Origin of the sequence: Kitasatospora sp. NPDC051853 (genome assembly GCF_044452665.1) — a bacterium.
Taxonomy (GTDB): Bacteria; Actinomycetota; Actinomycetes; order Streptomycetales; family Streptomycetaceae; genus Kitasatospora.
On sequence record NZ_JBITBY010000004.1, the window covers coordinates 442,125 to 453,867 of the forward strand.

Consider the following 11,743-nt stretch of genomic DNA (forward strand, 5'->3'; position numbering starts at 1 on the left):
GGCGCCGCGGGGGGCGCGGACGGCCGGGGGGCGGGGTGGGGGGGGGGGTGGGGGGCGCGCTCGCGCGGGGGGGGGGGGGGTGGGCCTGGGGGGGGGGGGGGGGGGGGGGGGGGGGGGGGGGGGCCCCCCCCCCCCCCCGGCCGGGAGGGGTGGACTACTTGGGCGCGTCGACGCCGGCGGCCTTGGCGATGTCACCGAGCATCTGCTCCGCGGCCAGCACGCCGATGCCGGACATCCAGGTCTCGTCCGGCACGTTGAAGACCTTGTTGTTCTTCACCGCGTTCAGGCCCTGCCAGACCGGGTTGGCCTGGGTCTCGGCCTGCTTGGTCTTGCTCGGGTCGGTGGCGACGGTGACGAAGACCAGATCGGCGTCGGCCTGGCTGATCTGCTCGGTGGAGATGTCCAGGATGTTCTTGTCCACGTCCTGCGGCGCCGGGCGGTTCAGGCCCACGTCCTTCAGCACGGTGCCGGAGAAGGAGGACTTGGCGTAGAGGCGGGTCGGGCCGGCCACGAAGCGGACCACCGAGGCGGTCGGCGCGGTGCCGTTGTTCTTGGCCGTGATGGCCTCGCCGAGCTTCTTGGCCTTGGCCTCGTAGTCGGAGAGCTTCTGCTTGGCCTCGGCCTCCTTGCCCAGCGCCTCGGCGTAGAGGGCCAGGTTCTGCTTCCACGGGAAGCCCGTGGTCTCGGCCATCACGGTCGGGGCGATGGCGTTGAGCTTGTCGTAGACCTTCTCGTGCCGGACCTTCGAGGACAGGATCAGGTCGGGCTTGAGGGAGGCGATCAGCTCCAGGTTCGGCTCGGCGCTCGGGCCGACGTCCTTGGTGCCGGTGACCTTGCCGGTCAGGTAGGCCGGGAAGCCGCCCTCGGTCTTCAGGTGCGGGGCCACCGCGCCGACCGGGGTGATGCCCAGCAGGATGACGTCGTCCAGCTCACCGCTGTCCAGGACCACGACCTTCTTGGGCTGGGCCTTGATCTCGGCGGTGCCCATGGCGTGCTTGACGCTGCGCGGGAAGACCGCGGCGTCGGCGGCCTTCGAGCCCTCGGCGGCCGGCTTGGCGTCGCCCGACTTGGCGTCGCTGCCGCAGGCGGCGAGCGAGACGGTGAGGGCGGCGGCCAGGAGGACGGCGGGGGTTCTGCGCATGACGGGGTTCCTTGCTGTGAGTGGGTGCAGGCAGGGTGGAGCGACCGGCGGCGCGGCGGGGGAGCCCGGGCCGGGAGTGTTGGGGGGTGGGGGTGCGTCAGACGCGCGCCGGGCGGCGGCTCCTGGCGCGGGGGACGACCAGCGGGGTGCCGGTCTCCGGGTCGGGGACGATCTGGCAGGGCACCTGGAAGACGCTCTCCACCAGCTCGGCGGTGAGCACCTCGGCGGGTGCCCCGGCGGCCATCAGGTGACCGTCCTTCAGCACCACCAGGTGGTCGGCGTACCGGGCCGCCTGGCCGAGGTCGTGCAGCACCATCACCACGGTGCGGCCGGCCTCCTCGTGCAGGTCGGCGACCAGGTCGAGCACGTCCAGCTGGTGGCGCAGGTCGAGGAAGGTGGTCGGCTCGTCCAGCAGCAGCAGCTCGGTGTCCTGGGCCAGCGCGAGCGCGATCCAGGCCCGCTGGCGCTGGCCGCCGGAGAGCTGGTCCACCGGCCGGTCGCGCAGCTCCGCCGTCCCGGTGCGGGCCAGCGCCTCCTCGACGGCGGCCTGGTCGGCGGCCGACCAGGGGCTGAGCATCCGCTGGTGCGGGTACCGGCCGAGCCGGACCAGCGACTCCACGGTGATCGCCTCGGGGGTGACGGGCTGCTGCGGCAGCAGGCCGAGCCGCTTGGCCAGTGCCCGGGCGGGCATCCGGTGGATGTCGGAGCCGTCCAGGGTGACGGTGCCGGCCGCCGGGTCCAGCAGGCGGGTGAGGCCGCGCAGCAGGGTGGACTTGCCGCAGGCGTTCGGGCCGACGATCGCGGTCACCGCGCCGCCGGGCAGGGTGAGGTCCAGGCCGTCCACGATCAGGCGGTCGCCGTAGCGCAGCTGGAGGCCGGCGGTGGCCAGCTGGTTGGGGTTGGCGCTGTCGGTGGTCATGCGTTCCTCCCCTGGGGCAGCCGCCCCTGGCGGATCATCAGGAAGAGCAGCCAGGGCGCACCGAGGGTCGCGGTGACGGCGCCGACCGGCAGGCCGTGGACGGGCAGCAGGTTGAGCACCGCGTAGTCGGAGCCGAGCAGCAGCAGGGCGCCGGTGAGCGCGGTCAGCACGAGGGTGCCCGGGGTGGGCGGCCCGGCCAGGAAGCGGACCAGGTGCGGCACGGCCAGTGCCACGAAGGAGACCGGGCCGGTCAGCCCGGCGGCCAGCGAGGCCAGGGTGACGGTGAGCAGCAGCAGCGCCAGCCGGGTGCGGTGCGGGTCGAGCCCGAGGCCGCCGGCCGAGTCGTCGCCCAGGTCCAGCACCGCGACCTGACGGTTCAGCAGGAAGACCAGCACGGTGAGCACGGCGATGGCCGAGCCGCAGAGCTGGATCTCGGTCCAGTTCCGCCCGTAGAGCGACCCGGTGGTCCACTGCATCGCGGAGGAGGCCAGCTCGGCCGGGAAGCGGACGATCATCAGGTTGACCGCCGCCGCGAGCCCGGACTGCACCGCCAGGCCGACCAGCACCAGCCGGGTGACGGCGATCTTCGAGCGCCAGGCGAAACCGCCCAGCAGCAGCGCGGCGAGCAGGCCGCCGCCCAGCGCGGCCAGCGGGATGAGCAGTTGGGAGGCGCCCAGGGCCAGCATCAGCACCGCGCCGAAGGAGGCGCCGCCGGTCACCCCGACCACGTCGGGGGAGGCCAGCGGGTTGCGGAACAGCCGCTGCAGCAGCGAACCGGAGACCGCCAGGGCGGCGCCCGCGATCAGCGCGGAGACCACCCGGGGCGCGCGGAACTCCTGCACCACCAGCACGTCGCCGGAGTCGCCCAGGCCGACCAGCGCGCGCAGCGCGTCCAGCAGCGGCAGCTTCACCTGACCGGTGCTCAGGGCCAGCCCGGTGAGCAGCACCAGAGCCACCGTCAGGGCCAGGCCGGTCAGCAGGGTGCGGCGGCGCTGCCGGGTCAGGGCGCCAGTGCGCGGCGCGGCGGCGGGCCGGGTCAGGGTGGTGGTCATCAGCGGGCCACCTTCCGGGCCAGCACCGCGAGCAGCGGGGCACCGAGGAAGGCCGTGACGATGCCGACCTCGATCTCGGACGGGCGGACCACCAGGCGGCCGAGCACGTCGGCGGCGAGCAGCAGCACCGGGCCGCCGATCATGCAGCCGGGCACCAGCCAGCGGTGGTCGTTGCCGAGGAAGGGGCGCAGCAGGTGCGGCGCGGCCAGCCCGATGAAGGCGATCGGCCCGGCCACCGCGACGGCGGCGCCGGCCAGCAGGATCACGGCCAGCCCGCCGAGCACCCGGATCCGGGCCACCGGGACGCCGAGCGACTGGGCGGTCTCGTCGCCGAGCGCCAGCGCGTTCAGCGCGGGGGAGACCAGCAGGGCCAGCACCAGGCCGAGCAGCAGCAGCGGCAGCACGGGGTAGAGCACGTCCAGGCTGCGGCCGCCGATCGAACCGGCCAGCCAGAACCGGGCCTCGTCCAGGGTGCGGCGGCTGGCCAGCATCACGGCGGAGGTCCAGGCGGTCAGCACCGCGGTCAGCACGGTGCCGCCGAGCGCCAGGCGGACGGGGTCGAGGTCGCCCGAGCGGCGGGCCATCGAGTAGGCCAGCACGGCGGCGCCGGCCGCGCCCGCGAGGGCGAACCAGACGTACTCGACCGGCTGACTGAGCTTCAGGGTGAAGATGGCCACCACCACGGCCAGGCTGGCGCCGGCGTTGATCCCCAGGGTCGTGGGGGCGGCCAGCGCGTTGCGGGTGACGCCCTGGGCGACCGCCCCGGCCACGCCGAGCGCGGCGCCGACCGCGAGCCCGATCACCGTGCGGGGGACCCGCAGGCCGGTGACCACGTCGGCGTCGCCTCCGGTGATCCGCCCTGACAGCGCGTCAAGGACGGTGCCCAGCGGGATCGGTCGCGTCCCGAGGGCGAGGCTGAGCGCCGTGCACAGCACGAGCGCGGCGAGACCGGCGAGCAGGACGAGAGGTCGCCTGGCCGCGGAGGTCCGCTGCGCCGGGGCTGTGGACTCCGGCTGCTGGTCGGTGGTGAGCACAACGCAGAATCTTAGGTTAGCTTGCCCTAAGTGAGTCAAGCCGGGTGTCGGCTCTTTCTCATCTCGCCCAGATATCTATAAGGTGAGGCTCACCTTATTCGATCGAGGAGACCGGATGCTCCAGCTGGTGCCCGAGGCGCCTTCCGACACCGTGCGGCTGGCCGAGACGCTGCGCTCGGTGGTCGACGTCTGCGGGACGCTCCGTGTCCGGATCATCGATTCCGGCCAATCCGCGCCGACGGCCCGTCAGGGATGGATCCCGGTCGCCGAACTCCCCGCCCGGATCGAGGACCTGATCGCCGGTGAGGTGACCCGGATCACGGAGGAGCACGGCGCCGTCCCCCGCTCCCACGTGGCCGCCTCCCGCCTGCTGCACCACTACCTCTGGTCCGTCTGCCTGCTCTTCACCGGCCCCTGGTACCTCACCGGCCGGATCCCGGCGATCGACCCGGAGCAGCTCTGGATCGAGTCCGCCACCGGCGACCTGGCGCTCCGTCCCGGCTGCTCCGCCCCCGGTGACGAGGACGACCTGCGCGCCGCCGTGGCCGCCCACGTCACCCCCGTGCTGGACGCCTTCCAGCCGCACATGAAGCGCGGACCGCGCGCCCTCTGGGGGATGGTGACGGACGACCTGGTCTCCGGCATCTGGTACCTCGGCCGGATGCTCGGCCAGGAGGAGCACGCCGTCCGCACCGCCGACGCCGTCCTCCCCGGTTCCACCGCCCCCTTCCCCGGCGGCGCCGACTTCCGCCGCCTGGCCGGCACCGAGGGCCGCACCCACCTCACCCGCACCCGCCTCGGCTGCTGCCTCTACTACGCCGTCAACCCGCCCACCGCCTGCGTCACCTGCCCCCGCACCCCCGACGCCGAACGGGTCTCCCGCCTGGAGGCCTGACCTCCCCGGCAGTTGACGGAGACCGAACGGCGGCCTGGGCCCACCGCCGCGGGGCCCCCTACGGTGGTCGGGCGCGGCCCCGGCCCCCGCCACTTCCTGAGGGCGGCGGGGGCCGGTTCCCCCCGCGGCCACGGCGGGCCGGTGGCCGGATAGCATCCGGCATGCCCTACGTGATCACTGACGCCGAGCCCGAGGACGCCGCCGCCCTGGGGCCCCTGCACCTGCGGAACTGGCTGGACAACTACCTCGACGAGGACGCGGGGGTCGACGAGGCCTGGATCCGCGGCCAGATCGGCCCGTCCGCCACCGCGGAAGGCGTCGCGCGGTGGCGGGAGTTCATCGAGGTGGCGAACCGTCAGCCCGCCCCGCACTTCTGCCGGGTGGTCCGCTCGGGGGCGGAGGTCGTTGGCTACCTCCGCGGCCACCACGAGGAGTCGGGCTCGGTCACCCTCGGCCCGATGTACCTGCTCGACCACGCCCAGGGGCACGGGCTCGGCGGGCGGATGATGACCGAGTTCCTCGCCTGGGCGGGGCCCGCGCCCATCCGCCTCGGGGTCGTGGCCGGCAACGAGGGGGCGGTCCGGTTCTACCGGCGCCACGGCTTCGAGATCGCGGGCGAGGAGTACCTCTGGCGGGAGCGGCTGCGGACCCTGCCCATGACCCGCGAGCCCGGCCGGCCGCCGGGCGCGGCATAGCGCCTGTCTGGCACGGACGTCAGGCGCCCGCGACGGCCGGGCGGTAGCGGTCGGCGGTGGCGGTCAGGACGGTGAGCAGCAGCGCGGCCAGGGCGAAGCAGGCGGTCAGGGTGAACGGCGCGGTGGGGCCGTAGCCCTCCGCGAGGCGGCCGGCGGCCAGGGTGCCGGCCGCCTGGGCCAGGGTGATGGAGCTGACCAGGGCGGCCATCGCCTCGCCCAACCGGGCGGTGGGCACGGTCCGTTCGACCAGCCCGAACATCGTGATCACCTGCGGCGCGACCGCCAGCCCCAGCCCGCCCACCGCCAGTGCCAGACCCGTCACGGTGGAGACCAGCAGCAGCGGCAGCGCCGCCGCGAGCAGCAGCCCCGCCGACACCCGCAGCCGCAGCGGCAGGTCCCAACGGGACGGTAGGGCGGCCGTGACGACCCCCGCCACCGCGCTGGTGCCGCCCATCAGGCCGTAGACCAGACCCGCCGCTCCCGGGTGCCCGAAGGCCTCGGCCGAGGCGGTGACCCCGACCTGGACCGAGCCGAAGCAGGCGCCGAGCAGCCCCATCCCGCCCAGCAGCAGCGCGTACGGCGCGCTCAACAGCCGTCCGGGCGAACGCTGGTGGGCCGCGTGGCCGGGCGCCGCCGTCGGGTGCAGCGCGAACAGCGTGCCGCAGACCGCGACCAGCGCGGCCGCCAGCAGCAGCCCGGCCGCCGGGTCGATCAGGGTGGCCAGCACCCCGATCACCGCGGGCCCGGCGGTGAAGCTGATCTCGTCCACGGTGCCGTCCAGCGAGAGCGTGGCCGAGGTCAACTCCCCGTCCCCGTCCGCCAGTCGGACCCAGCGGCTGCGCGAGAGCGGCCCGATCAGCGGAACCGAGAGCCCGATCAGGGTGGCGGCGACGAGCTGCCACGGGAAGGCGGTGTCCAGCCGTGAGCCGAGCACCAGGCCCACGATCGCCAGCGCGTTGACGACGGCGGCGACGAGCCCGACACCGCGCTGCCCGTGCCGGTCGGCGAGCCGTCCGACCAGCGGGCCGCCGGCCGCCTGGCCGAGGGCGAGCACACCGGTCGCGGCCGAGCCGCGCCAGACGCTGCCGGAGTCGTGGGTGACCAGCAGCAGCGCGCCGATCGGGCACATGGCGTTGGGCAGCCGGCCCAGCGCGGACCAGAGCAGCACCCGCCCGCCGGTCAGTCGCGCGGCGGTCGCGAACGTGGCGAAAACGCCGTGGGAGAAGACAGCGGCCATCCCAGCCCCCCGGGAGTCCGGGCCGGTCTCGGGGCGCCCGCCTCCCGTCCACCGGCCCTGAGGAGTGGTCATCCCGCGGGTGCGTGACCCGACCCTAGGGGGGCGTGCGGCGCGGAGGAACGGTGTGATCACCCAAAGCAGGAAGCCCCCTGACGGACCGTGACAGGGGGCGTCCTACGAACCGGACGGACCGAGACCCCTCACGGGCCGCCCGGTACGGCTACTTAGGCAACCCTAAGTTGCTCCCGCCCGGCGGCGCAAGCCGTCTCAGGATTCGATCAGCGCCCGGTACTCCGCCGTCACCCGGCGGTCCATCGCCAGCCCGAACTGGGCGTCCGCCACCGAGCGCGCCAGCGGCCGCAGCCGCCGCACCTGCTCGGCCAGCCGGACCGCCTCGCCGGGCGTCAGCTCCGCCACGTGCTCCAGTGAGCCGAGCAGCTGATCCCTGATCAGCGAGGTGAACGCCTCCGCCATCGCGTCGGCGAACTCCTGCGCCTTGCGGCTGACCGCCAGCACGGCCTCCAACGGGACGCCCTCGGCCACCAGTTCGCGGGTGGCGTCCATCAGGCGGCGGCTGACGTGGGTGATGCCGTCCTCCCCGACCGTGACGTAGCCCTGGGCGATCGACTCGGCGGTGGTGGAGTCGGTGAGCTGGTCGCCGAAGGCCTGCTGCAGCTCGGCCCAGCTCAGGTGGACCGGGGTCTCGTCGGACCAGGGTGCGGTGATCGCGTCCCGCAGGCCGATCAGCCCGGCGACGTCCTGCCCGCTCTCCCCGGCCCCGATCAACTCGGCGATCCCGCCCAGGGTGTGACCGCGCTCCAGCAGTTCGCCGATCACCCGCAGCCGCTCCAGGTGCCGCTCCCCGTACCAGGCGATCCGGCCCTCCCGGCGGGGCGGCTGGAGCAGCTTGCGCTCCCGGTAGAACCGCAGCGTGCGGGCGGTGATCCCGGCCGCCTCGGCCAGCTCCTCGACCCGGTACTCGCGCTGCTCGCGCCGCTGCTCGATCTCCACGGCGCCCAGCATAGGCGCGGTGCGGCCCGGCGGGGCCAGGGAAAAACCGTGCCGTCCGCCTTCTTCCACTGGGTGTCAGCAAGGACTACCCTGCCAATCGCGCCAGCAATCACTGGCGCGGTTCTAATGGAGCGGAGACGCCCGCCCCCAGCGCTCCCACCCCACAGGAGGCCGACGCATGGCAGCCAGCCCCAAGCGCACGTCCCAGGACCCCGCCCCGGAGCGGGGCCTCGTCCCGGAGCAGGCCCCGGCCCCCGAGCAGGCCCCGGCTCCGGAGCAGGCCCCGGCCCCCGAGCGGATCCCGCACGTCCGGGTCGCGGTGGTCGGCTCGGGCTTCGGCGGCCTCGGCGCCGGCGTCCGGCTGCGCAGGGCCGGGATCACCGACTTCGTGATCCTGGAGCGCGCCTCCGCGGTCGGCGGCACCTGGCGGGACAACAGCTACCCGGGCTGCGCCTGCGACGTTCCCTCGCACCTCTACTCCTTCTCCTTCGCCCCCAACCCCGACTGGCCGCGCAGCTTCTCCTTCCAGCCGGACATCCGGGCCTACCTGGAGCGCGTCGCCGACACCTTCGGCCTCCGCCCCCACCTGCGCTTCGACGCCGAGGTGCTGGAGCTGCGCTGGGAGCAGGAGCGGAACCGCTGGCGGGTCACCACCGCGGCCGGCACCTGGACCGCCGACGCCGTGGTCTCCGCGGCCGGCCCGCTGGCCGACCCGCAGATCCCCGACCTGCCGGGCCTGGCGGAGTTCCCCGGCAAGGTCTTCCACTCCTCCCGCTGGGACCACGACTTCGACCTGACCGGCAAGCGGGTGGCCATCGTCGGCACCGGCGCCTCGGCCGCCCAGATCATCCCGGCCATCCAGCCGAAGGTCGGCAAGCTGACGGTCTTCCAGCGCACCCCCGCCTGGGTCCTGCCGCGCAACGACCGCGAGATCTCCGCCGCCGAGAAGTGGCTGCACGCCGCCCTGCCGCCCACCGGCAAGCTCCGCCGCGGCGTGCTCTTCGCCCTGCGCGAGCTCCAGGTGGACGCCTTCGTGCGCCGCCCCGGCGCCCTCAAGCTGGTCCAGCAGCTGGCCGTGCGCAACATCCACCAGGGCGTCAAGGACCCGGAGTTGAGGGCCAAGCTGACCCCGGACTACCGGATCGGCTGCAAGCGCATCCTGCTCAGCAACACCTACTACCCGGCCCTCGCCGCCCCCAACGCCGAGGTGGTCTCCAGCGGCCTGCGCGAGTTCCGCGGCTCCACTCTGGTGGCCGCCGACGGCAGCGAGCACGAGGTGGACGCGGTGGTCTTCGGCACCGGCTTCCACGTCACCGACATGCCCATCGCCCAGCGGGTGTTCGGCGTGGACGGGGTCAGCCTGGCCGACGAGTGGAAGGACGGCATGGAGGCGCTGCGCGGCTCCACGGTGCGCGGCTTCCCCAACCTGTTCTTCGTCATCGGGCCCAACACCGGCCTCGGCAACAGCTCGATGATCCTCATGATCGAGTCCCAACTGAACTACCTCATCGACGCGTTGACCACCCTGGACCGGATCGGCGGCGGCGCCCTGCAGCCCACCGCCCGGGCCCAGCGGCAGTGGAACCTCGAACTCCAGCACAAGATGGACCGCACCGTCTGGTCCACCGGCGGCTGCGTCAGCTGGTACCTGGACGGCAGCGGCAAGAACACCGTGCTCTGGCCCGGCTCCACCAGCTCCTTCCGCCGCGCCACCCGCCGGATCGACCTCGCCGAGTACGAGGTCGTCCGCCGCCCCGCCGGCGCTCCGGTGACCGTGACGAACCCTCAGGAGGCCCTCGCATGACCGCACTTCCGCCCGACTGCGTGATGCCCGTCCCCGCCGAGGAGTACCGCATCCGCTCCGAGGACGGCCACTGGATCCACGCCGCCGCCTTCGGCCCCGAGGACGCCCCGCTGGTGGTGCTGGCCCACGGCTGGACCTGCTCCACCATCTTCTGGGCCCCGGTCATCCACCGGCTCGCCGCCGACCACCGGGTGGTGGCCTACGACCAGCGGGGCCACGGCCGCAGCGACATCCCGCCCACCGCCTCCGGCTACTCCACCGTCAAGCTGGCCGACGACCTGGAGGCGGTGCTGCTCCGGGTGGTCCCGGACGGCCGGCAGGCCGTGGTCGCCGGACACAGCATGGGCGGCATGACCGTGATGGCCGCCGCCGAACGCGGCGAGGTCGCCGCCCGCACCGCCGCCAACCTGCTGGTCTCCACCGGGCCGGGCGACCTGCTGGCCGAGCTCAACGTGGTGCCGGCCTCGCTGCCGCGCCCCCTCCGCTCCTTCCTGGGACGGCAGTTGCTGCAGTCCCGGATGCCGCTCGGCCGCTCCAGCGCGGTCAGCCGGGCCGCCCTGAAGTACGCCACCATGGGCCCCGACACCACCGCCGACCGGGTCGCGGCCACCGCGGAGGTGGTGCACGCCTGCCCGACCGGCGTGCGGTACCGCTGGTCCCGGGTGCTCGGTACCTTGGACCTCTACGCCCAGGTCGCCAAGCTGGCCGCCCCCACCACCGTGGTGGTCGGCACCCACGACCGGCTCACCCCGCCGGTCCACTCCCACCGCCTGCTCTCCGCCCTGCCGGCCCCGGCCGGGCTGGTCGAACTGTCCCGGACCGGCCACATGGCCCCGGTCGAGCGGCCCGCCGAGGTGGCCGGCGAGATCCGCCGCCTCGCCGCCGTCCACCTGCCCGCCGCCCACCTGCCCGCCGTCCGCAAGCCCTCGTCCCGGAAGGCCGCCTCATGAGCCCCCAGCTGAACGGTCAGGTCGTCGTCGTCACCGGTGCCGCCCGCGGCGTCGGCGCCCTGACGGCCCGCAAGCTCGCCGAACGCGGCGCCCGCCCCGCCCTGGTCGGCCTGGAGCCCACCGAACTGAAGGCCGCCGCCGAGGCGTGCGGCCCGCTGGCCACCTGGCACGAGGCCGACGTCACCGACCTCGCGGGGCTCCAGGCGGTGGCCGCCGAGATCCAGGACCGGCACGGCCGGATCGACGCCGTGATGGCCAACGCCGGCATCGCCATCGGCGGCCCGCTGGTCGACTCCGACCCGCGCACCTTCGACCGCGTCATCGAGGTCAACCTGCTCGGCAGCGTCGCCACCGCCCGGGCCTTCCTCCCGGCCCTCACCGAGAGCCGCGGCTACCTCCTCCAGATCGCCTCGCTGGCCGCCATGACCCCCGCCCCGCTGATGGCCGCCTACTGCGCCTCCAAGGCCGGCGTCGAGGCCTTCGCCCACTCGCTGCGCGCCGAGGTCGCCCACCAGGGCGTCAAGGTCGGCGTCGGCTACCTGAGTTGGACCGACACCGACATGGTCCGCGGCGCCGACCAGGACGACGTCCTGCGCCAGATGCGCGCCCGCCTCCCCTGGCCCGCCAACAAGACCTACCCCCTCCCGCCCGCCGTCGACCGCATCGTCGACGGCATCGCCCGCCGCTCCGCCCACGTCTACGCCCAGCCCTGGCTCCGCGCCATGCAGCCCCTCCGCTGGACCCTCCCCACCCTCATCGCCGCCGTCGGCTCCCGCGACGTCGCCAAGCTCGCCCCCCAACTCAAGGCCACCGCCGCCACCCGCCTCCGCCCCGTCGGCGCCGGCGGCGAAGCCGACACCACCCGCCCGGTGCACTGACCACCCGCCCGAGGGGCGGGGGGGGCGCCCCCCGGGGGGGGGGGGCCCCCCCGGGGGGGGGGGCCCGGGGGCGGGCGCCCCCCCCCGGGGCGGACGGCTAGTTTGGGCCCGGGGTGGGGGTGCGCGG

At 74.6% G+C, this 11,743-nt stretch carries 11 protein-coding genes; 5 read left to right on the forward strand and 6 right to left on the reverse strand.

The features are described 5' to 3' along the window. Window positions 1–154: 154 nt before the first annotated feature. The 4 genes from ACIA8O_RS14320 to ACIA8O_RS14335 all read right to left on the reverse strand — a co-directional run bounded on the left by ACIA8O_RS14320 (window position 155) and on the right by ACIA8O_RS14335 (window position 4,071). Entirely contained in the window at window positions 155–1,141 is a 987-nt protein-coding gene (locus ACIA8O_RS14320) for an ABC transporter substrate-binding protein (RefSeq protein ID WP_396294008.1), read from the reverse strand. A 97-nt stretch (window positions 1,142–1,238) separates the two neighbouring features. Beyond that, window positions 1,239–2,060 carry an ABC transporter ATP-binding protein gene (locus ACIA8O_RS14325; protein ID WP_396294009.1) on the reverse strand — a complete coding sequence of 274 codons (822 nt, stop codon included), beginning with the start codon at window positions 2,058–2,060 and terminating at the stop codon, window positions 1,239–1,241. Further along, complete coding sequence (locus ACIA8O_RS14330) at window positions 2,057–3,112, reverse strand: FecCD family ABC transporter permease (protein ID WP_396294010.1); 1,056 nt, start codon at window positions 3,110–3,112, stop codon at window positions 2,057–2,059. Before ACIA8O_RS14330 ends, ACIA8O_RS14325 begins: the two co-directional genes overlap by 4 nt. Next, on the reverse strand, window positions 3,112–4,071 hold the full coding sequence (locus ACIA8O_RS14335) for a FecCD family ABC transporter permease (protein WP_396294259.1): 960 nt from the start codon (window positions 4,069–4,071) through the stop codon (window positions 3,112–3,114). Before ACIA8O_RS14335 ends, ACIA8O_RS14330 begins: the two co-directional genes overlap by 1 nt. 190 nt (window positions 4,072–4,261) lie before the next feature. On the opposite strand from ACIA8O_RS14335, the gene ACIA8O_RS14340 reads away from it, so the two are divergent. Both ACIA8O_RS14340 and ACIA8O_RS14345 read left to right on the forward strand, forming a co-directional pair. Continuing rightward, complete coding sequence (locus ACIA8O_RS14340) at window positions 4,262–5,041, forward strand: iron-sulfur protein (RefSeq protein WP_396294011.1); 780 nt, start codon at window positions 4,262–4,264, stop codon at window positions 5,039–5,041. A 161-nt stretch (window positions 5,042–5,202) separates the two neighbouring features. After that, on the forward strand, window positions 5,203–5,736 hold the full coding sequence (locus ACIA8O_RS14345; protein WP_396294012.1) for a GNAT family N-acetyltransferase: 534 nt from the start codon (window positions 5,203–5,205) through the stop codon (window positions 5,734–5,736). Window positions 5,737–5,755: 19 nt separating this feature from the next. Here the strand turns inward: ACIA8O_RS14345 and ACIA8O_RS14350 are convergent, their stop codons facing one another. Together ACIA8O_RS14350 and ACIA8O_RS14355 are read right to left on the reverse strand one after the other, a co-directional pair. Next, window positions 5,756–6,973 (reverse strand): MFS transporter, encoded by a 1,218-nt coding sequence (locus tag ACIA8O_RS14350; RefSeq protein WP_396294013.1) that lies wholly within the window; start codon window positions 6,971–6,973, stop codon window positions 5,756–5,758. A gap of 267 nt (window positions 6,974–7,240) precedes the next feature. Continuing rightward, a complete protein-coding gene (locus ACIA8O_RS14355; protein WP_396294014.1) occupies window positions 7,241–7,984 on the reverse strand; it encodes a MerR family transcriptional regulator in 744 nt (247 codons plus the stop codon). A 178-nt stretch (window positions 7,985–8,162) separates the two neighbouring features. Between ACIA8O_RS14355 and ACIA8O_RS14360 the strand changes: the two genes are divergently transcribed. The 3 genes from ACIA8O_RS14360 to ACIA8O_RS14370 are packed head-to-tail and all read left to right on the forward strand — an operon-like array spanning window position 8,163 to window position 11,616. Beyond that, window positions 8,163–9,788, forward strand: a complete 1,626-nt coding sequence (locus ACIA8O_RS14360; protein ID WP_396294015.1) for a flavin-containing monooxygenase — start codon at window positions 8,163–8,165, stop codon at window positions 9,786–9,788. Continuing rightward, the gene (locus tag ACIA8O_RS14365; protein ID WP_396294016.1) at window positions 9,785–10,738 is read left to right on the forward strand and encodes an alpha/beta fold hydrolase; all 954 of its coding nucleotides are present in this window, start codon (window positions 9,785–9,787) and stop codon (window positions 10,736–10,738) included. The genes ACIA8O_RS14360 and ACIA8O_RS14365 overlap by 4 nt, the downstream gene beginning before the upstream one ends. Then, on the forward strand, window positions 10,735–11,616 hold the full coding sequence (locus ACIA8O_RS14370) for an SDR family oxidoreductase (RefSeq protein WP_396294017.1): 882 nt from the start codon (window positions 10,735–10,737) through the stop codon (window positions 11,614–11,616). The genes ACIA8O_RS14365 and ACIA8O_RS14370 overlap by 4 nt, the downstream gene beginning before the upstream one ends. The last annotated feature ends 127 nt before the right edge of the window (window positions 11,617–11,743 follow it).

Excerpts from the sequence above, each read along its gene's own strand:
- ACIA8O_RS14330 (WP_396294010.1), bottom strand. The coding sequence starts at position 3,112 with ATGACCACCACCCTGACCCGGCCCGCCGCCGCGCCGCGCACTGGCGCC.
- ACIA8O_RS14320 (WP_396294008.1), bottom strand. The coding sequence starts at position 1,141 with ATGCGCAGAACCCCCGCCGTCCTCCTGGCCGCCGCCCTCACCGTCTCG.
- ACIA8O_RS14365 (WP_396294016.1), top strand. The coding sequence starts at position 9,785 with ATGACCGCACTTCCGCCCGACTGCGTGATGCCCGTCCCCGCCGAGGAG.
- ACIA8O_RS14325 (WP_396294009.1), bottom strand. The coding sequence starts at position 2,060 with ATGACCACCGACAGCGCCAACCCCAACCAGCTGGCCACCGCCGGCCTC.
- ACIA8O_RS14340 (WP_396294011.1), top strand. The coding sequence starts at position 4,262 with ATGCTCCAGCTGGTGCCCGAGGCGCCTTCCGACACCGTGCGGCTGGCC.
- ACIA8O_RS14350 (WP_396294013.1), bottom strand. The coding sequence starts at position 6,973 with ATGGCCGCTGTCTTCTCCCACGGCGTTTTCGCCACGTTCGCGACCGCC.
- ACIA8O_RS14370 (WP_396294017.1), top strand. The coding sequence starts at position 10,735 with ATGAGCCCCCAGCTGAACGGTCAGGTCGTCGTCGTCACCGGTGCCGCC.
- ACIA8O_RS14360 (WP_396294015.1), top strand. The coding sequence starts at position 8,163 with ATGGCAGCCAGCCCCAAGCGCACGTCCCAGGACCCCGCCCCGGAGCGG.
- ACIA8O_RS14345 (WP_396294012.1), top strand. The coding sequence starts at position 5,203 with ATGCCCTACGTGATCACTGACGCCGAGCCCGAGGACGCCGCCGCCCTG.